Source organism: Kitasatospora sp. NPDC058190, assembly GCF_042883685.1.
GTDB lineage: Bacteria > Actinomycetota > Actinomycetes > Streptomycetales > Streptomycetaceae > Kitasatospora.
Genome location: NZ_JBHVVI010000148.1, coordinates 1 through 19642 on the forward strand (window position 1 = coordinate 1; position 19642 = coordinate 19642).

Annotated in this window: 14 protein-coding genes; 3 read left to right on the plus strand and 11 right to left on the minus strand. The window is 71.6% G+C overall.

The features are described from left to right. Positions 1-26 precede the first annotated feature (26 nt). Entirely contained in the window at positions 27-1955 is a 1929-nt protein-coding gene (locus tag ACFVWU_RS39445; protein WP_387630250.1) for a TIGR03960 family B12-binding radical SAM protein, read from the minus strand. Positions 1956-2436: 481 nt separating this feature from the next. Here ACFVWU_RS39445 and ACFVWU_RS39450 point away from each other — a divergent pair, with 481 nt between their 5' ends. Further along, on the plus strand, positions 2437-3738 hold the full coding sequence (locus tag ACFVWU_RS39450) for a M14 family zinc carboxypeptidase (protein WP_387630253.1): 1302 nt from the start codon (positions 2437-2439) through the stop codon (positions 3736-3738). Between the two features lie 80 nt (positions 3739-3818). Here ACFVWU_RS39450 and rodA read toward each other — a convergent pair whose 3' ends face one another. The 8 genes from rodA to ACFVWU_RS39490 all read right to left on the minus strand — a co-directional run bounded on the left by rodA (position 3819) and on the right by ACFVWU_RS39490 (position 12805). Continuing rightward, positions 3819-5018 (minus strand): rod shape-determining protein RodA, encoded by a 1200-nt coding sequence (rodA, locus tag ACFVWU_RS39455; RefSeq protein WP_387630256.1) that lies wholly within the window; start codon positions 5016-5018, stop codon positions 3819-3821. Continuing rightward, complete coding sequence (gene mrdA / locus ACFVWU_RS39460) at positions 5015-7369, minus strand: penicillin-binding protein 2 (protein ID WP_387630258.1); 2355 nt, start codon at positions 7367-7369, stop codon at positions 5015-5017. Before mrdA ends, rodA begins: the two co-directional genes overlap by 4 nt. A gap of 57 nt (positions 7370-7426) precedes the next feature. Further along, positions 7427-8068 (minus strand): rod shape-determining protein MreD, encoded by a 642-nt coding sequence (gene mreD / locus ACFVWU_RS39465; RefSeq protein WP_387630261.1) that lies wholly within the window; start codon positions 8066-8068, stop codon positions 7427-7429. A gap of 3 nt (positions 8069-8071) precedes the next feature. Then, on the minus strand, positions 8072-9025 hold the full coding sequence (gene mreC, locus ACFVWU_RS39470; RefSeq protein WP_387630263.1) for a rod shape-determining protein MreC: 954 nt from the start codon (positions 9023-9025) through the stop codon (positions 8072-8074). A gap of 97 nt (positions 9026-9122) precedes the next feature. Next, on the minus strand, positions 9123-10148 hold the full coding sequence (locus ACFVWU_RS39475) for a rod shape-determining protein (protein ID WP_030256393.1): 1026 nt from the start codon (positions 10146-10148) through the stop codon (positions 9123-9125). Between the two features lie 365 nt (positions 10149-10513). Then, positions 10514-10927 carry a nucleoside-diphosphate kinase gene (ndk, locus tag ACFVWU_RS39480; RefSeq protein ID WP_387630266.1) on the minus strand — a complete coding sequence of 138 codons (414 nt, stop codon included), beginning with the start codon at positions 10925-10927 and terminating at the stop codon, positions 10514-10516. A gap of 131 nt (positions 10928-11058) precedes the next feature. Continuing rightward, complete coding sequence (locus ACFVWU_RS39485; protein WP_387630269.1) at positions 11059-11412, minus strand: DUF4233 domain-containing protein; 354 nt, start codon at positions 11410-11412, stop codon at positions 11059-11061. 1 nt (position 11413) lies between these two features. Further along, positions 11414-12805, minus strand: coding sequence for a bifunctional folylpolyglutamate synthase/dihydrofolate synthase (locus ACFVWU_RS39490; protein WP_387630271.1), 1392 nt, complete (start codon positions 12803-12805; stop codon positions 11414-11416). 234 nt (positions 12806-13039) lie between these two features. Here ACFVWU_RS39490 and ACFVWU_RS39495 point away from each other — a divergent pair, with 234 nt between their 5' ends. Continuing rightward, positions 13040-14968, plus strand: a complete 1929-nt coding sequence (locus ACFVWU_RS39495) for a UDP-N-acetylglucosamine 2-epimerase (RefSeq protein WP_387630274.1) — start codon at positions 13040-13042, stop codon at positions 14966-14968. Positions 14969-15135: 167 nt separating this feature from the next. Here the strand turns inward: ACFVWU_RS39495 and ACFVWU_RS39500 are convergent, their stop codons facing one another. Together ACFVWU_RS39500 and ACFVWU_RS39505 are read right to left on the minus strand one after the other, a co-directional pair. Then, on the minus strand, positions 15136-15660 hold the full coding sequence (locus ACFVWU_RS39500) for a hypothetical protein (protein WP_387630276.1): 525 nt from the start codon (positions 15658-15660) through the stop codon (positions 15136-15138). 285 nt (positions 15661-15945) lie between these two features. Beyond that, complete coding sequence (locus ACFVWU_RS39505) at positions 15946-18582, minus strand: valine--tRNA ligase (protein ID WP_387630278.1); 2637 nt, start codon at positions 18580-18582, stop codon at positions 15946-15948. A gap of 191 nt (positions 18583-18773) precedes the next feature. Between ACFVWU_RS39505 and ACFVWU_RS39510 the strand changes: the two genes are divergently transcribed. Then, positions 18774-19598 (plus strand): hypothetical protein, encoded by an 825-nt coding sequence (locus ACFVWU_RS39510; RefSeq protein WP_387630280.1) that lies wholly within the window; start codon positions 18774-18776, stop codon positions 19596-19598. Positions 19599-19642: the final 44 nt, after the last annotated feature.

The following is a 19642-nucleotide window of genomic DNA, read 5'->3' on the forward strand; positions in this document are numbered from 1 at the left end:
GACGGGGGCCGAGGGGTGTACGACGCCTACTTGTTGACGACCGTCAGCGGAAGCAACTTCTTGCCCGTGGGGCCGATTTGGATGGCCGTCTGCATCTGGGGGCACACGCCGCAGTCGAAGCACGGGGTCCAGCGGCAGTCGTCGACCTCGACCTCCTCCAGGGCGTCCTGCCAGTCCTCCCACAGCCAGTCCTTGTCGAGGCCGCTGTCCAGGTGGTCCCAGGGCAGCACCTCCTCGTAGGAACGCTCACGGGTGGTGTACCAGTCGACGTCGACGCCGGTGTCGGCCAGGCCCTTGTCGGCGCAGGCCATCCAGCGGTCGTACGAGAAGTACTCGCGCCAGCCGTCGAAGCGGCCGCCGTCCTCGTAGACGGCGCGGATGACGGCGCCGACCCGGCGGTCGCCGCGGGAGAGCAGGCCCTCGACGATGCCCGGCTTGCCGTCGTGGTAGCGGTAGCCGATGTTCTTGCCGTACTTGCGGTCGCCGCGGATCGAGTCGCGCAGCTTGGCCAGACGGGCGTCGGTGGCCTCGGCGGACAGCTGCGGGGCCCACTGGAACGGGGTGTGCGGCTTGGGCACGAACCCGCCGATGGAGACGGTGCAGCGGATGTCGTTCTGGCCGGTGACCTCGCGGCCCTTCTGGATGACGTTCTTCGCCATCTCGCCGATCTGGAGCACGTCCTCGTCGGTCTCGGTGGGCAGGCCGCACATGAAGTACAGCTTCACCTGGCGCCAGCCGTTGCCGTAGGCGGTGGCGACGGTGCGGATCAGGTCCTCCTCCGACACCATCTTGTTGATCACCTTGCGCATGCGCTCACTGCCGCCCTCGGGGGCGAAGGTGAGGCCCGAGCGGCGCCCGTTGCGGGACAGCTCGTTGGCGAGGTCGATGTTGAAGGCGTCGACGCGGGTGGACGGCAGCGACAGACCGATCTTGTCCTCGGTGTAGCGGTCGGCCAGGCCCTTGGCGATGTCGCCGATCTCGGTGTGGTCGGCGCTGGACAGCGACAGCAGGCCGACCTCCTCGAAGCCGGTCGCCTTCAGCCCGCGCTCGACCATCTCGCCGATGCCGGTGATGCTTCGCTCCCGCACGGGGCGCGTGATCATGCCGGCCTGGCAGAAGCGGCAGCCACGGGTGCAGCCGCGGAAGATCTCCACGGACATCCGCTCGTGCACCGTCTCCGCGAGCGGGACCAGCGGCTGCTTCGGGTACGGCCACTCGTCCAGGTCCATCACGGTGTGCTTGGACACCCGCCACGGCACGCCCGGGGCGTTCGGCACGACACGGCCGATCCGGCCGTCGGCCAGGTACTCCACGTCGTAGAACTTCGGGACGTACACCCCGCCGGTACGGGCCAGGCGCAGCAGCAGCTCGTCGCGCCCGCCGGGGCGGCCCTCGGCCTTCCAGGCGCGGATGATCTCGGTGATGTCGAGCACGGCCTGCTCGCCGTCGCCGATCACCGCGCAGTCCAGGAAGTCCGCGATCGGCTCCGGGTTGAAGGCCGCGTGCCCGCCGGCCAGGACGATCGGGTCCTCGTCGGTGCGGTCCTTGGCCTCCAGCGGGATGCCGGCCAGGTCGAGCGCGGTCAGCATGTTGGTGTAGCCGAGCTCGGTGGAGAACGACAGCCCGAAGACGTCGAAGGCCTTCACCGGGCGGTGGGCGTCCACGGTGAACTGCGGGACGCCGTGCTCACGCATCAGCGCCTCGAGGTCCGGCCAGACGCTGTAGGTGCGCTCGGCGAGCACGCCCTCGCGCTCGTTGAGCACCTCGTAGAGGATCATGACGCCCTGGTTGGGCAGCCCGACCTCGTAGGCGTCGGGGTACATCAGCGCCCAGCGGACGTCGCAGGCGTCCCAGTCCTTGACGGTCGAGTTGAGCTCGCCGCCGACGTACTGGATCGGCTTCTGGACGTGCGGGAGGAGGGCCTCCAGGCGTGGGAAGACCGATTCGACAGTCATGTACTAGGAACCCTTACGACGTGATTCGATGCCGCGAGCCGGCACGGGAGGGGTGACCCTCAAGGGTAGCCCAATCCGGGGAACGGCCCGTCTGCCCGGGACCCCGCCGGAGCCGGACCCGGCCGACCCGCGGTGCGCTCCGGCGCGATCAGCCCCGTCCGCAGCCGCCCGTACCCGCCCCGGCACGCACGGTGCGCGCCCGCCGCCCGGCGCCGGCCGCCGTTGACACGCCCGGACGGCCCGTGCGGTACTGACAGGGCCCTGCCCAAGGCCCTGCACCCCTTCCGGAGACGGGAGTTGGGTCGTACGCTCGGCCAACGCCGACTCCCCCGGCGGCCCGTCTCGCCCAGCACGACCTCCCCCGTCCCCCGCGAGGCTCCCTCCCCCGGCCCCGCAGAGCCCGTCCCCGGCCCGCAGGCCGCGTCCGGTGCTGCGGCACGCCCGCGCCCCGGCGGCCGTACGACCGGTCGCAAGGAGAACCATGACCGACACCGGTCGGCGGGTCCGGCCCCTGCGGATCCTCGACACCGGGCCGGCCCGCTACCCCACGCAGGCCCAGGCCGAATCCGCGGCCCGACGGCTCGCCCTGCGCCGTCCGGACCGCTGCCGGCTGCGCGAGGTCGGCCGCTCCCGGGCCGGGCGCCCGCTGCTGCTGCTCTCGGTCGACCGCGGCCCGCACGCCGTCCTGGTGGTGGGCGGGCCGCACCCCAACGAGCCGATCGGCACCGCCACCGCGGTCCGTCTCGCCGAGGTGCTGCTGGAGCGCCCTGCCCGACCCGGCCTGTCCTGGCACCTGCTGCTCTGCCTGGACCCGGACGGCGCCGCACTGAACGCCGGCTGGCTGGACGGCCCGCTGACCATGGCCCGCCACTACGAGCACTTCTTCCGGCCCGCCTTCGAGGAGCAGCCCGAACTGCTGCCCGCGCCCGGCTCGGGCCGCCCGCCGATGCCGGAGAGCCTGGCGCTGACCGGGCTGATCGACGAGCTGCGCCCGTTCCTCCAGTGCTCGCTGCACGGGGTGGACTTCGGCGGCGCGTTCGTCCAGCTGACCAGCCCGGTGCCGGGCCTGTCCGAGCGCTTCGCCCGCTCCGCCGAGCGGGCCGGCCTCCCGCTCGACGTGGACTCCTACGACGCCATCGGCTGGGCCAGCCCCGCCCCCGGCACCTACCTGATGCCGAGGCCCGGCAGCGAGGGCACCTCGCGGGCGCTGCCGGACGAGCCCGAGCTGTCCACCTGGTCCTACGCGGCCCGGTACGGCGCGGTCACCGCCGTCCTGGAGGTGCCGATGTGGGCGGTGGACGCGGTCGGCGACGCCCGCCCGCACCCGGCCGGGCCGCAGGCCGTCGGCAAGGCCGCCCGCGAGCTGACCTTGCGCACCGCGGAGCTCAGCACGCTGCTCGCCCGGGTCCCGGCGCAGGCCCGGGAGACGCACGGCGCGCTGGTGCGCACCGCCGAGTTCAACCTGGCGGTCGCCCCGCGGGTCGCCGACGAGTGGCTGGAGCTGTGGTGCCCGCGCCCGCTGAGCTCCTCCCGGGCGACCACCGCCGGACTGGTCGCCGCCCGGCTGCCGCTGCGGGTCGCCTCGATCCTGCTGCGCCTGCTCGCGGACACCCACAACCCGGCCGCCGACGCCGCCCGGGAGCGCGCCCGCGCCGTGGTCGCCGACAGCCTGGACCGGCTGCGCCACCGTTTCGGCGCCCGCTGGGTCCCGGTGCAGGAGCAGCTGGCCCACCAGACCCGGGCGGTGCTCACCGCCGCCGACTGCCTGCTCCACTCGGCCTGACGGATCGTCAACTCGCTTCCACGGCAAGGAAGAAGGGCCGGTCCGGGACGAACCCGGACCGGCCCCGACAGCAAACGGGCTCAGGCCGCTATCGGCCGCTGGCTGCGCACCGCCTGGAGCAGCCCGACCCCGATCCAGACCGCGAACATCGAGGAGCCGCCGTAGGAGACGAAGGGCAGCGGGATGCCCGCGACCGGCATGATGCCCAGGCACATCCCGATGTTCTCGAAGGCCTGGAAGGAGAACCAGGCGATGACCCCGGCCGCCACGATCGTCCCGTACAGGTCGGTCGCCTGGCGGGCGATCCGGCAGGCGCGCCACAGGATCACGCCGACCAGTCCGATTATCGCGAGCGCGCCGACGAAGCCCAGCTCCTCACCGGCGACGGTGAACACGAAGTCGGTCTGCTGCTCCGGCACGAACTGCCCGACGGTCTGCGTCCCGTGGAACAGCCCCTTGCCGGTCAGTCCGCCCGAGCCGATCGCGATCCGGGCCTGCGCGGTGTTGTAGCCGACGCCGTTCGGGTCGAGCTGCGGGTTGGCGAAGGCGGCGAAGCGGTCGATCTGGTACTGGCTCAGCAGTCCGAGCTTCCAGATCGCGATGCTGCCGCCGACGCCGGCCGCGAGGATGCCGAGCACCCAGCGGTTGGCCGCGCCGGAACCGAGCAGGATGCCGAGCACGATCGCGGACATCACCATGGTCGACCCGGCGTCCGGCATCAGCAGCACCAGGCCCATCGGCAGGCAGGCCCAGATCAGGCCGCGGAACACCGCGCGGTGCGAGGGGAACCCCCGCTCCCCCGCGTCCACCTGGTCCGACAGCACGACCGCCATCGACAGCACGATCCCGAGCTTCGCGAACTCGGCGGGCTGGATCGAGAAGCCGCCGCCGAGCTGGATCCACGAGTGCGCGCCGTTGACGGTCGAGCCGATCGGGCTGAGCGTCGCCAGCAGCAGCAGGATCACGGCGACGTAGACGAACGGCACCAGGGTGCGGACGCGCCGGGCTCCTATCGCTATCACCACGGCGCACAGCAACAGGCCGACCACGAAGTTGGTCAGGTGCCGGTAGAGGAAGTACTGCGGGTCCCCGTGGGTGAGGTTGTCACGACCACGCGTGGCCGACCAGACCAGCAACGAGCTGCCGAGCGAGAGGGCCAGCGCGGCCAGCAGCAGTATCCAGTCCAGCCGCCACAGCGGCGAGTCCTTGGCCAGGGCCTTGGAGACCCCGGTGCGCTGCGGGCTCAACCGCAGCTGCCGGTACGAGCCGTAGGAGCTCATGCCCGTCCCCTTCCCGCGCGGTTCGGTTCGAGCGCGGCATCGGCCACGGTGTACGACACGGGGCTGTCGGACGGCGGCGCCGGATCGAGCCAGGCCGTCGCGGGAGCCGCGTCCGCCTGGGCGAACTGGGTGAACTGAACGGGCTGCGCGGCCTGGACGGGCGGTACGGCCTGGACGGACTGCGCCGGGCCGGCGGCCGGCAGCACCGGGGCCGGGGCGACCGCGCCCGGTGCCGGGTCGACCGTGTACGAGGCCGGCTTGATGATCGCGGTGCCGTCCGGGTTGAACTTCGGCAGCTCGCCCTGCGGCGTCGGCAGCAGCGCCTTGCTGTTGTCGATGTTGCCCTTGTCGTCCACGCCGTACAGCGCCTGGTAGATCCGGCGGATGGCGTCACCGGAACCGCCGGAGCCGGTGCCGCCCTGGCTGATCGTCATGACGATCGCGTAGTCCTTGCTGTACGTGTCCAGCCACGACGTGGTCTGCTTGCCCTCGACCTCGGCGGTGCCGGTCTTGGCGTGCAGCGCGATCTTGTCCTGCGGCCAGCCGTTGAACTTCCAGGCGGCGGTACCGCTGGTGATGACGCCCGCGGTGGCCTGGTCGATGTAGCTGAGCAGCTTCTGGTCGCCGGGGAACTTGGCGTCCTCGTGCGGGGCGATCTCGCGGACGAGGTCCCCGCTCGGGCTTATCACCGCCTTGGCGATGGTCGGCCGGTAGAAGGTCCCGCCATTGGCCAGCGCCGAGTAGATACGGGCCATCTGGACCGGGGTGACGAGCGTGTCGCCCTGGCCGATCGCGTAGTTGACGGCGTCACCGGCGCGCATCTGGTAGCCGTCGACGCAGTTCTCGCGGGCGATCTGGTCGGAGAAGCTGTTGCCGCCCTTCTGCGCCTGCGCGCACCAGGCGTCCTTGTTGTTGTCGTAGAAGGACTGCTTCCACTGCCGGTCCGGCACCCGGCCGGGGACCTCGGCCGGCAGGTCGACGCCGGTCTTCGCGCCGAGGCCGAACTGGTGGGCGGCCTTGAAGAACCAGTCACCCGGGTCCTTCTTCGGCTTGATGCCGCCGTCCTTCATCCACTGGTCGTACGCCAGGCCGTAGAAGACGGTGTCGCAGGAGACCTCCAGCGCCTTCTCCAGGGAGATGGAACCGAAGTTCTCGCTCTCGAAGTTCTTGAACTCGCGGCCGCCGATGGTCATGGCCTTCGGGCACGAGTAGGTCCCGTCCAGCGAGTAGCCGGCCTCCACGGCGGCGGTGGTGGAGATGACCTTGAAGGTCGAGCCGGGGGCGGACTGACCCTGTATGGCCCGGTTCAGCAGCGGGAAGTTGGAGTCCTTGCTGGTCAGCGACTGGTAGTCCTTGCCGCTGATGCCGCCCACCCAGAGGTTGGGGTCGTAGGTCGGGGCGCTCGCCATCGCGATGATCCGCCCGGTGTGCACGTCCATCACGACGGCGGCGCCGGAGTCGGCCTCGTAGTTGCGGTTGGTGACCTTGTCGAAGGTGTTCCGGGCGTCGGCCATGGCCTGCGCCAGGTTGTCCTCGACCACCTTCTGCACCCGGGCGTCGATGCTGGTGACCAGGTTGTTGCCGGTCTGCGGGGCGACGGTGCCGGCGGTGCCGATCACCCGGCCGAGGTTGTCCACCTCCAGCTTGGTGATGCCGGCGGTGCCGCGCAGGTCGCGGTCGTACACCGACTCCAGGCCGGCCCGGCCGATCTGGTCGGCCGGCAGGTAGCGGTCCAGGCCGCTCTTGTCGGCGGTCTTGCTGACCTCGTCGTCGGTGACCGGCGAGAGGTAGCCGAGCACCTGGGCCAGGTTGGCGCCCTCGGCGCCGGTGTAGCGGCGCACGGAGGTGGGCTGCGCGGTGATCCCGGGGAAGTCCTCGCGGCGCTCCATTATCTGCATCGCCTGCTGGGTGGTCGCCTCCTTGGTGACCGGGATCGGCTGGTACGGCGATCCGTTCCAGCAGGGCTGCGGGGTCTTGGCGTCGCAGAGCCGGACCTTCTCCTGCACGTCCTTGGCCGGCATGCCGAGCACCTCGGCGAGGCGGCCCAGCACCGCCTTGCCGCCGTCCTTCTGCTGCAGCAGCGAGGTACGGCTGACGGACACCACCAGCCGGGCCTCGTTGCCGGCCAGGATCCGCCCGGAGGCGTCCAGGATCTCGCCGCGGACGGCCGGCTCGACCACCTCGCGGATGTGGTTGCCGGTCGCCTTGGCGGTGTACTCCTTGGCGTTGCGGATCTGCAGGTACCACAGCCGTCCGCCGAGGGTGGCGAGCAGCGACAGCACCAGGATCTGCAGCACCACCAGACGGATCGTCACCCGCCGGGTTCGGCCGGTCTCGGGGATGTTGCTCACGTCTCGTGCGCTCCAGGATGCGGGAAAGTCGGGAGTTCGGGGGCCTGAGCGGGCCGGTTACGGGCGCCGGGCGAAGCCGGGCACGCGCCGCTTCTTGTACTTCGGGCCGGTCGAGACCGCACGGGTGGTGCGGTAGCGGGCCAGCGCGCCGAGGCCCGGGCCGCCCTCGTCGTCGCCGCTGGCGGCGGCCACCGGGTCGCGGCCGAAGCGGCGGCCGAGCAGCATCACCAGCGGCACCACGAACGGGGCCAGCAGCAGGTCGTACAGCAGGGCGCTGATCACCAGGCCGCCGAGGCCGACGTGCCGAGCCGCGGTGTCGCCGACCAGGGCGCCGACGATCGCGTACAGCAAGGTGGAGGCGATCGAGGCGGCGCCGACCACCAGCAGCGCGCTGGAGACCGAACGCTGGCGGCCGTGGTCGGGGCGCAGCAGCCCGGCGGCGTAGCCCATCAGACAGAGCACCAGGGCGTAGCGGCCGATGGCGTGGTCGGAGGGCGGCGCGAGGTCGGCGAGCAGGCCGGCCGCGAAGCCGACCAGGCAGCCGCCCCTCGGCCCGTAGACCATGGCCAGGCCGACCACGACGAGCAGCAGTATGTCCGGGGTGGCACCCGGGAGCTGGAGCCGGCCGAACACGCTGACCTGGAGGATCAGGCCGAGGAGGATCAGTACGGCGGAGACGGGGATGCGGGCGAGGCGCATGGCTCAGTTCCCCCCATTGGGCTTGGCCGGCGGGGTGGCGGGCGCGGTGGGCTGCGGCTGGGCGGGCGCGGCCGGGGCCTGGCTCTGCCCAGGGGTGGGGGCCGGCGGCAGGACGGCGTCGCGCGGGTCGGTGCGCGGCGGCACGACCACCACGCCGACCAGGTCGAGCCGGGTGAACTGGACGAAGGGCTCGACCAGGACGGTCTTGGTCAACTGGCCGGCGTTGGCCTGGACCTCGGTGACCTTGCCGACCGGGACGCCGGGCACGAACGGACGGCCGCTCTGCGAGCCGAAGGTGACCAGCCGGTCGCCGGCCTTGACCTGCGCCTTGCCGTTGAGCAGGGAGACCTTCATCGGGCTGTCGCCGCCGCCGGAGGCGAAGCCGATCTCGCCGCTGCCCTCCAGCCGGGTGCCGGCCGAGAAGCCGGGGTCGGAGGCGAGCAGTACGGTGGCGGTGGTCCGGGCGACGGTGGTGATCCGGCCGACCAGGCCCTGACCGTTGATCACCGTCATGTCGCGGGTGAGGCCGTCGTCGCTGCCGGCGTCGATGGTGATGGTCCAGGAGAAGCCCTGGGCCGGGCCGATCGCGATGACCTGGGCGGCCTTGACGGTGTATCCGCCGGCGCCGGCGGTGCGCAGCAGGTCGTCCAGCTGCTTGGTGCGACCGCTCGCCATGTCGGAGGAGGCGAGCTTCTGCCGCAGTTCGGTGTTCTCGCGGGCGAGCTGGTCGGTGCGGCCGTTGTGGGTGGTCGCGTCACGGAAGGCGCGGACGGTGTTGGCCACCGGGTCGACGACGGTGGCGGCGCCGCGCTCGACCGGGCCGAGGACGCTGGCGGCCGCGTGCCGGGCCGGGCCGAGCGGGGAGTCCGCACCGCCCTTGATGTCCACGGTGATGAGCGCGAAGGCGACGGCCACCAGCAGGATGAGCAGCAGCCGGCTCTCTCGTGTGTCCCTCACGGTGCTGGTACTGCCCCTTCGTACCTGGCGGCCGCCCGGGGCTGTGGGGCCCGGGCGGCGGCCCGTTCAGTTGAGTGTCGGATGTCTCGTCGTGGTGCTAACGGCGCGGCTGGGCGTCCAGTACCTGCTGGAGCGCCTCGAACTCCTCGACGCACTTGCCGGAGCCGAGCGCGACGGAGTCGAGCGGGTTCTCGGCGATGTGGATCGGCATGCCGGTCTCGCGGCGCAGCCGCTCGTCCAGGCCGCGCAGCAGGGCGCCGCCGCCGGTGAGCACGATGCCGCGGTCCATGACGTCGCCGGCCAGCTCGGGCGGGCACTGGTCGAGGGTGGTCTTGACCGCGTCGATGATCGAGTTGACCGGCTCGTCGATGGCCTCGCGGACCTCGGCGGCGGAGATGACCACGGTCTTGGGCAGGCCGCTGACCAGGTCGCGGCCGCGGATCTCGGCGTGCTCGTCCTTCTCGCCCTCCAGGCCGAAGGCACTGCCGATGCTCATCTTGATCTGCTCGGCGCTGCGCTCGCCGAGGAGGAGCGAGTACTCCTTCTTGATGTGCTGGACGATCGCGTTGTCCAGCTCGTCGCCGGCCACCCGGATGGACTGGGCGGTGACGATGCCGCCGAGGGAGATCACGGCGACCTCGGTGGTGCCGCCGCCGATGTCGACGACCATGTTGCCGGTGGCCTCGTGGACGGGCAGGCCGGCACCGATCGCGGCGGCCATCGGCTCCTCGATGATGTGCACCTGGCGCGCGCCGGCCTGCGAGGAGGCCTCGATGACGGCGCGGCGCTCGACGCCGGTGATGCCGGAGGGCACGCAGACCACGACGCGCGGGCGGGCGAGGTAGCGACGGCGGTGGATCTTGAGGATGAAGTAGCGCAGCATCCGCTCGGTGATCTCGAAGTCGGCGATCACGCCGTCCTTGAGCGGGCGGATGGCGACGATGTTGCCGGGCGTGCGGCCGATCATCTTCTTGGCCTCGGCGCCGACCGCGAGGATGCCGCCGGTGTTGGTGTTGACCGCGACGACGGACGGCTCGTTGAGGACGATCCCCTTGCCCCTGACGTACACCAGCGTGTTGGCAGTTCCGAGGTCGATCGCCAAGTCGCGGCCGATGAACGACAGGTTGCTCGCCATGGGGTGTGGGTGCCTTCCCGGGCTCGGAGTTCATGGGGTGTGGACGGATGCAGCGCCCACGCTTGGGCGGAGACCAGCTGAGCTGCCTTACCGGGCCCTTGAGTCGCGTCCATCGTAGTCACGCCGCGCGGAACGGACATCGACGTGGGGGCACACCGTCCATTGTCCGGAGCGTGATCGCTTCTCCGAGCATTGGGACGCCGTGTCGGCGCCCCCAGTTCCCTATTTCACGATAAGAATGCCCCGGCCGGGCCAATGGTCCCGACCGGGGCAGTCCCGAGGTCCTGCGGGCCCTGACACGGTGCCCGCAGGGGCGGGTCGTCCGGCCCTCCCGGGCTGTCGCCCGGCTCGGATCAGGCGTGCGCCGGGAAGAAGATCTTGATCTCGCGCTCGGCGGACTCCGGGGAGTCGGAGGCGTGGATCAGGTTCTCGCGGGTGATGGTCGCGTAGTCGCCGCGGATGGTGCCGGCCCCGGCGTCCAGCGGGTTGGTGGCGCCGGCCAGCATGCGGATGCCCTTCACGACCTCCTCGCCCTCGACGATCATCGCGATCGACGGGCCGGAGGTCATGAACTCCAGCAGCGGCTCGTAGAACGGGCGGCCGACGTGCTCCTCGTAGTGCTGCTCCAGCGTCGCCCGGTCGAAGGTGCGCAGCTCCATGGCGGCGAGCTGCCAGCCTGCCTTGCGCTCGATGCGGCTGATGATCTCGCCGGCCAGGCCGCGGCGGACGGCGTCGGGCTTGAGCAGGACGAGAGTGCGCTGGGACACGGTACGTCTCCTGGGGATTCGGTTCGGCAGACAGTCGGGTCGCGAGGCGGGAGCCGACAGGGCAGAGGTTACCTTGCGTACACGGCGTGTCGGTCCGCCGGTCCCGGCCCCGGCCCTGTACGGCCGCCGGCTCAGGCCTGTACGGCCGCCCCGGCCTCGGCGGCCGCGCGGGCGGCCTTGAACTCGTCCACCTTGCGGCCGTAGTGCACCGAGCACCACCACAGGCCGGCGAAGACCACGCCGAGGCCGAACATGGTCGGCAGGACGAAGCCGCTGGCGATCAGGCCGGCCTGCAGCACCCAGCCGATCTGCACCGCGCCGGGGCGGTTGATCATGCCGCAGAGCGCGACGCACAGCGCCATCGCGATCCCGCTGACGATCCACACCGTGGCCGTCGAGACGCTGGAGAGCTGCATCGCGACCAGCGCCGCGAACATGATCAGCAGCGCCTCGCCGATCAGGGTCGAGGAGCAGAGCGTCCTCATGTCACTTCCTCCCGAGCAGCAGGCGGGCCTCGCCCACCGTGATGACCGAACCGGTGACCAGCACCCCGGCGCCGCCGAGGTCGCCCTCCTCCTCGGCCAGGGTGACGGCGGCGGCGATGGCGTCGTCGAGCCGGGGCTCGACCTGGACGCGGTCCTCGCCGAAGACCTCGACGGCCAGGGCCGCGAGCGCGTCCACGTCCATCGCGCGGTGGGTGGAGTTCTGGGTGATGACGACCTCGGCCAGGATCGGCTCGAAGGCCTCCAGCACGCCGGCCACGTCCTTGTCTCCGGAGGTGCCGATCACGCCGACCAGGCGGGTGAAGCCGAAGGACTCGGAGATCGCGGCGACGGTGGCCTGGGCGCCGTGCGGGTTGTGCGCGGCGTCGAGGATGATCGTGGGGCTGCGGCGGACGACCTCCAGGCGGCCCGGCGAGGAGACGCCGGAGAAGGCCTGGCGGATCTTGTCCACGTCCAGCTGCCCGCCGCGGGCGCCGCCGACGCCGAAGAAGGCCTCGACCGCGGCCAGCGCCAGCGCCGCGTTGTGCGCCTGGTACTCGCCGTGCAGCGGGATGAAGACGTCCTCGTACTCCTCGCCGCCGATCCCGCGCAGCGTCACCAGCTGGCCGCCGATGGCGAGTTCACGGCGGATCACACCGAACTCCATGCCCTCGCGGGCGACCGTGGCGTCCACCTCGACGGCCCGGCGCAGGATGGTCTGGGCGGCGTCCAGCTGCTGCTGGGCGACCACGGCGACGGCGCCGGACTTGATGATCCCGGACTTCTCGACCGCGATCTCGCCGGTGGTCTCGCCGAGCTTGTCGGTGTGGTCCAGCCCGATCGGGGTGATCACGGCGACGGCGGCGTCGATGACGTTGGTGGCGTCCCAGGAGCCGCCCATGCCGACCTCGACCACCGCGACGTCCACCGGGGCGTCGGCGAAGGCGGCGTAGGCCATGCCGGTCAGCACCTCGAAGAAGGACATCGGCACCGGCTGCGCCGCGTCGACCATCTGCACGTAGGGCTCGATGTCGCGGTAGACCTCGACGAACCGCTCGGGGCTGATCGGGGCGCCGTCCAGGCTGATCCGCTCGGTGACGGTCTCCACGTGCGGGCTGGTGTAACGGCCGGTGCGCAGCTCGAAGGTGTTGAGCAGCTGCTCGATCATCCGGGCGGTGGAGGTCTTGCCGTTGGTCCCGGTGATGTGGATGGAGGGGAAGGACCGCTGGGGCTGACCCAGGATGTCCATCAGCGCCTCGATCCGGTCGAGCGAGGGCTCCAGCTTGTTCTCCGGCCAGCGCTTGGACAGCTCCAGCTCGACGTCGCGCAGGGCGTCGCCGGTGCCGCCGTCGGCGGGGCGGAGGGTGTACGGGTTCGGGTCGGCCTTGTCGCTCACGACCACAGTCTACGGAGCGATGGCGGTCCGTCCCCACAGGGTGAGAGCGGGGGCGGCGGCGGGGGCGGGGGCGCGGGTGAGAACGGCCACTTTGCCCGGCTTTACCCACGCCTCCGATTCACTCCCTTTACTATTGCTTTAGCGAGTTTGAACGGCAATGAAGCATCGATTCGCAACCCACAGGAGCGGACAGCCTTTGATCGTGAGGCCCTAGATGGTGAGGAGAGCCACGCCATGCCCGACGCCCCGCACGACTGGATCGTGCTCCGTCAGGAGGAGATCGTCTGGGTCGCCGGGCTGATCTCCCTGGCACTCGTCTGCTACATGGCGTTCGTCTTCGGACGCTTCCTCGTGTACTGGGCCGGCTCCCGCCACGCCTTCCACCACAACAAGCCCGCCGAGCCCGGCGACCCGTCCGCCTTCCAGTGGCACCTGGTCATCCCCTGCCGCGACGAGGAGGCCGTGGTCACCCAGACCCTGGAGGGCCTGCGGGCCGGCGCGCCCGACGCCCACCTGTGGGTGATCGACGACGACAGCGAGGACGCCACCCGCGAGCTCGTGCTCGCCGCCGCGGCCCGCGACCCGCACATCCACCTCGTCCAGCGCCGCCGCCCGCACGCCCGGATCGGCAAGGGCGCCGCCCTCAACGCCGCCTACCGCGAGATCTCCGCCTGGCTGCCCGAGTCCGCCAACCGCTCCCGGGTGGTGATCGGCGTGGTCGACGCCGACGGCCGGCTCGACCCGGGCACCCTCGGCCAGGTCTGCAACCCCAAGGCGCTCGGCCGCCCCGACACCGGCGCCGTCCAGATCGGCGTGCGGATGCGCAACGCCGACGACGAGCGCCCGCTGCCCGGGCGCGGCCGCACCGCCAACGCCTTCGCCCGCGCCCTGGTCCGGATGCAGGACGTCGAGTTCCAGGCCAACAACACCGGCATGCAGCTGCTGCGCCGCCGCACCGGCAGCGTCGGCCTCGGCGGCAACGGCCAGTTCGTCCGGCCGACCGCCCTCGACTCGCTCACCGCCGAGGAGGGCCGGGCCGGCCGCCCCTGGCCCGAGCGCGCCCTGCTGGAGGACTACGAGTCCGGCCTCGACCTGCGCCTGGCCGGCTGGCGGCTCACCCACGTCACCGAGGCCCAGGTCTCCCAGGAGGCCCTGGTCTCGCTGCGCCGCTTCCTCACCCAGCGCACCCGCTGGGCCCAGGGCGACATGCAGTGCCTGCGCTGCACCGGCCGGGTGCTGCGCTCCCCGCACTACACCTGGTCCGGCAAGGCCGAGGTGATGTACACCTTCCTGCAGCCCGTGGTCTGCGTGCTGCTGGTGCTGCTCTTCCCGCTCTCGCTCGGGATCACCGCCGCCGGGCTGGTGCTCTTCCCCGCCGAGACCGCCGAGTTCCAGCTCCGGTTCGGCCCGTGGATGCTGCTCGCCTTCGCGCTCGCCACCCTGCCGATGGTGTTCTGGGGCCTCGCCTACCGCAAGCACGTCCACGGCGTCGGCGGGCGCCCCCGGGCCGGCCACACCGGCAACACCGTGGTCGAGGTGGTCCGCCGTCGGCTGCCGGACGAGGCCGCCCGCACCGCGCTGCTCGCCGCCCACGGGCTGCGCCCGGACGCGTACGTGCTGGCCACCGTGCACCGCCCGGAGAACACCGACAGCGCCGAGGCGCTCGGCGCCGTGCTCGCCGAGCTGGACCGGATCGCCCGGGCCGGCACCCCGGTGCTGTTCCCGATGCACCCGCGGACCCGGGCCGGCGTCGAACGCTTCGGACTGGACGGCCTGCTGGAGCACCTCGCCGTCACCGGGCCGGTCGGCTACGGCGACTTCCTGGGTCTGGCGAGCCGCGCCGCGCTGCTGGTCTCCGACTCCGGCGGCGTGCAGGAGGAGTGCACCGTGCTCGGCCGTCCGCTGCTGGTGGTGCGCCGCTCCACCGAGCGCCCGGAGGCGATGGCCGCCGGCTTCGCCGCGCTGGTGCAGCCCGGCGAGGAGCTGGGCGAGCTGGCCCGCGCCTGGCTGTCCGACACCCCCGAGCGGCTGGCCCGGCTGGCCGCCACCCCGAGCCCGTACGGCGACGGCCTCGCCTCGGCCCGGATCGCCGCGCTGACCGCCGGGCTGGCCACCGGGTCGGCCGGGCACAGCGAGGCCCCGGCACTGCCGCTGGCCGCGTAGGGCCTCTTGACGACCGGATCGACCTGCTCCGCCTGGCGATTCAAGTCTCCTTCGCGGAAAGGGACTTGATCCGGTTGGCCACCTGGCCCTCCGGTGCGGGCCATCCGGCCGCCGGCGCCGTCGGCGCGCCCTTCGGCTCGGGGCCCAGGGCCCGCGCCCGTCGGGGGTCAGACCCCGGCCCGGGCCTCGGGGACGTGCGTGGAGCCGCCGTGGCGACGGCGCAACTCGGCCGTGATCTCGGCCAGTTCGCCCTCGGGCAGCAGCGGCAGCATCATCGCGACGCCCTGCAGCAGGCCGCCGAGCAGGAAGGTGGTGTCCGCCGTCGCGGCGACCAGTCCGCGGACCTCGGCCACCTCGCCGGCCGCGACCGCCTCGATCAGCTGGGCCGCGGTCGCGGTCTCCTCGTCCACCTGGACCGCCGCGGTGTCCTCCGGGGCCCGCCGGGCCATCGACCGCAGCACCCGGTCGCCGACCTCGGGGGCGTACGCCTTGCGGACGGCCTCGGCGGCGATCCAGGTGAGCAGCGTGGTCACCTCCCGCTCGACGTTCTCCTCGAACAGCAGGTCCAGTTCGTGGTCGAACGCGAGCTGGTTCCCGTGCCGGAAGGCGAGCAGCAGCGTCGCCGCCCTGGCCTTGGCCTCCTCGACCGCCGCGGCAGGCAGCTCCTCGGCCAACTCCTCGGTCACCACCACGCCATGCCCTCCCGTCCGTCGTTCACCAGAAACGCTCAGCAGAAACGCCCTTCGGAAACTCCGTGCACACCGTACACATCCGACCTGCAAACTTCCGCGAACGCGCGCGGGCAAGACCGGAATCAATTCGCTCGGAATAGGACCTCACCCGGTCCAGGATGAATATTCGCCGGAAGGGAGCAATGTCTCTGCTCTATTAGGCGTAGTGACTGCAGCTATCCGGGAAAGCCCGAGGGGCCGCACCCCGCGTGTCGCGGAGTGCGGCCCCTCGAAGGGCGATCGGGCTCAGCCCTGCGGCAGCGCCGCGAGCTGGGCGGTGATCCGGGCGATGTCGGCCTCGGCGGCCTCCTGGCGGGCCTTGATCTTGGCGACCACCTCGTCCGGCGCCTTGGCCAGGAAGGCCTCGTTGCCGAGCTTGGCGGCGGTCTGGGCCTTCTCCTTCTCGGCGGCCGCGAGGTCCTTGGCGAGGCGCTTGCGCTCCGCCGCGACGTCGATGGTGCCGGAGAGGTCCAGCGAGACGGTGGCACCGGCCACCGGCAGCGAGGCGGTGGCCGCGAAGCCCTCCTCGGGCGCGGTCAGCCGCAGCAGCGAGCGGATCGCGTCCTCGTGGGCGGCCAGCGTGGTGCCGTCCAGCTCCAGCTGCGCCGGGACGCGCTGGCCCGGCTTGAGGCCCTGGTCCGTGCGGAACCGGCGGACCTCGGTGACCACCTGCTGCAGCGTGGCGATCTCGGCCTCGGCCGCGGCGTCGCGGAAGCCGCTGTCGGTCGGCCAGTCGGCGATGACGACGGACTCCGCACCGGTGAGCGTGGTCCACAGCGTCTCGGTGACGAAGGGCACGATCGGGTGCAGCAGCCGCAGGGTGACGTCCAGGACCTCGCCCAGCACCCGGCGCGCGGCGTCGGCCTGCGGGCCGCCCTTGGCCAGCGTGGTCTTGGAGAGCTCGACGTACCAGTCGAAGACCTCGTCCCAGGCGAAGTGGTAGAGCGCCTCGGAGAGCTTGGAGAACTGGTAGTCCTCGTACAGCCCGTCCACCTCGGCGACGGTGCTGTTGAGGCGCGACAGGATCCAGCGGTCGCTCGCGGTCAGCTCCTCCGGCGCGGGCAGCGGGCCCTCGACGGTGGCGCCGTTCATCAGCGCGAAGCGGGTGGCGTTCCAGATCTTGTTGGCGAAGTTGCGGGCCGCCTGGACCCAGTCCTCGCCGATCGGCACGTCGACGCCGGGGTTGGCACCGCGCGCGAGCGTGAAGCGCAGCGCGTCGGAGCCGTACTTGTCCATCCAGTCCAGCGGGTTGACCACGTTGCCGAAGGACTTCGACATCTTCTTGCCGTTCTGGTCACGGACCATGCCGTGCAGCGCGATGGTGTGGAACGGCGGGGTGCCGTCCATCGCGTAGAGGCCGAACATCATCATCCGGGCGACCCAGAAGAACAGGATGTCGTAGCCGGTGACCAGGACGGAGTTCGGGTAGAACTTCGCGAGGCTCTCGGTCTGCTCCGGCCAGCCGAGCGTGGAGAACGGCCACAGGCCGGAGGAGAACCAGGTGTCCAGGACGTCGGTGTCCTGGTGCCAGCCCTCGCCGGTGGGCGGCTGCTCGTCGGGGCCGACGCAGACGACCTCGCCGTTCGGGCCGTACCAGACCGGGATGCGGTGACCCCACCACAGCTGGCGCGAGATGCACCAGTCGTGCAGGTTGTCGACCCAGTCGAAGTACCGCTTCTCCATCTCCTGCGGGTGGATCTTGACCTTGCCGTCGCGGACCGCGTCACCGGCGGCCTGGGCGAGCGGGCCGACCTTGACCCACCACTGCATGGACAGCCGCGGCTCGATGGTGGTCTTGCAGCGCGAGCAGTGGCCCACCGAGTGGACGTACGGGCGCTTCTCGGCGACGATCCGGCCCTCGGCGCGCAGCGCGGCGACGATCGCCGAGCGGGCCTCCAGGCGGTCCAGGCCGAGGAAGGGGCCGTGCGCGGTGATGACGGCGTGCTCGTCCATCACGGCGATGTTCGGCAGGTTGTGCCGCTGGCCGATCTCGAAGTCGTTCGGGTCGTGCGCGGGCGTCACCTTGACGGCGCCGGTGCCGAACTCCGGGTCGACGTGGGCGTCGGCGACGATCGGGATGCGGCGGCCGGTCAGCGGCAGCTCGATCTCGGTGCCGATCAGGTGCTTGTAGCGCTCGTCCTCCGGGTGGACGGCGACCGCGGTGTCGCCCAGCATCGTCTCGGCGCGGGTGGTGGCGACGACGATGGAGTTCTCGCCCTCGCCGTAGCGGATCGAGACCAGCTCGCCGTCGTCGTCCTGGTACTCCACCTCGATGTCCGAGATGGCGGTCAGGCAGCGCGGGCACCAGTTGATGATGCGCTCGGCACGGTAGATCAGCTCGTCGTCGAAGAGCTTCTTGAAGATGGTCTGGACGGCCTTGGACAGGCCCTCGTCCATGGTGAACCGCTCACGGGACCAGTCGACGCCGTCGCCGAGGCGGCGCATCTGGCCGGAGATCTGGCCGCCGGACTCCGCCTTCCACTTCCAGACGCGCTCGACGAAGGCCTCGCGGCCCAGGTCGTGGCGGGACTTGCCCTCCTTGGCGAGCTCGCGCTCGACCACGTTCTGGGTGGCGATGCCGGCGTGGTCCATGCCGGGCTGCCACAGCGCCTCGTAGCCCTGCATCCGCTTGCGGCGGACCAGCGCGTCGATCAGCGTGTGCTCGAAGGCGTGGCCCAGGTGCAGGCTGCCGGTGACGTTCGGCGGGGGGATGACGATGGTGAACGGGGGCTTGTCGCTCTTCGCGTCCGCGGTGAAGTAGCCACGCTCTACCCAGCGCTCGTACAGCTCGCCCTCTACGTCCGCGGGGGTGTAGGTCGTCGGGAGGGTTGCCGCATCGTCCCCGGTGGTGTTCACGGGGCGCTGGTTCGTCGTGTCGGTCACGACGCACAGTTTACGTAACCCCGGGCGCTGGTTACGAACCGCTTTCGGTCCGTGGACTCGCCCCGCCCGAACGCTCCCGTAACGGGCACCGTGCGGTAGCGTGCCCGGGCACTTGTCCGGGTGTCCGGGCGTGCACGGAACTACCCAACACCACGATCGGCCGCGGGTGCGGCGGGGGAGCACGAGGACAGATGTACGGCCAGGGACAGCAGTATCCGCAGGGTCAGCCTTACGGCGGTCAGCCTTATGGCGGCCCGCCGCCCCAGCAGCCCTACGGCGCCCCGCAGCCCCAGTACGGCTACCCGCCGCAGCAGCAGCCCTACGGCGCCCCGCAGCAGCCGTACGGCGTGCCGCCGCAGGCGCCCTACGGGCAGCCGGGCTACCCGACGCAGCCGCAGAAGGGCAGGGGCGGCCTGGTGATCGGCCTGGTGATCGGCGCCCTGGTGCTGGGCGGCGGCGGCTTCGCGGCCTGGAAGTTCCTCGGCGGCAGCGACGCGGGCGGCCAGTACAAGCTCACCGCCCCGCAGACGCTGCTGGACGGCTACGTCCAGAAGTCGGCGAAGGAGCAGCCCGCCGACATGAGCAACCCCCAGGCGGCGAAGTTCGGCAAGGACCTGAACGGGCTGGGCGCCAGCTACAGCAAGGGCTCCGACATCAAGAACATGGACTCGCTGTCGATCATCGGCATCTACGGGGACCTCAACGACCCGGACCAGATCATCGCCGACTCGAAGAAGGACAGCGGCGGGCTGACCTGGACCACGCCGATGACCGACTACCCCGCGCAGGACAGCCACGCCTCCGCGGGCAAGCTCAGCTGCGGCGTGGCCAGCGTCATCGCCGGCAAGCCCGGGCCGACGATCTGCGTGTGGGCGGACAAGTCCACCTTCGGCCGGGTCACCTTCACCCACCTCAGCCTGGGCAGCGCCGGCGGTGACACCAACCAGGGCATCACCCCGGACCAGGCCGCGGAGAAGACCCGGGCGATCCGCGACGCCATGAAGGTCGCCAAGTAACACGCGCACGCCATGCGAAGGGGCCCCGCACCGGATCCGGTCTG

Excerpts from the sequence above, each read along its gene's own strand:
- ACFVWU_RS39445 (WP_387630250.1), bottom strand. The coding sequence starts at position 1,955 with ATGACTGTCGAATCGGTCTTCCCACGCCTGGAGGCCCTCCTCCCGCAC.
- rodA (WP_387630256.1), bottom strand. The coding sequence starts at position 5,018 with ATGAGCTCCTACGGCTCGTACCGGCAGCTGCGGTTGAGCCCGCAGCGC.
- ACFVWU_RS39450 (WP_387630253.1), top strand. The coding sequence starts at position 2,437 with ATGACCGACACCGGTCGGCGGGTCCGGCCCCTGCGGATCCTCGACACC.
- ACFVWU_RS39485 (WP_387630269.1), bottom strand. The coding sequence starts at position 11,412 with ATGAGGACGCTCTGCTCCTCGACCCTGATCGGCGAGGCGCTGCTGATC.
- ACFVWU_RS39495 (WP_387630274.1), top strand. The coding sequence starts at position 13,040 with ATGCCCGACGCCCCGCACGACTGGATCGTGCTCCGTCAGGAGGAGATC.
- mreD (WP_387630261.1), bottom strand. The coding sequence starts at position 8,068 with ATGCGCCTCGCCCGCATCCCCGTCTCCGCCGTACTGATCCTCCTCGGC.
- ACFVWU_RS39510 (WP_387630280.1), top strand. The coding sequence starts at position 18,774 with ATGTACGGCCAGGGACAGCAGTATCCGCAGGGTCAGCCTTACGGCGGT.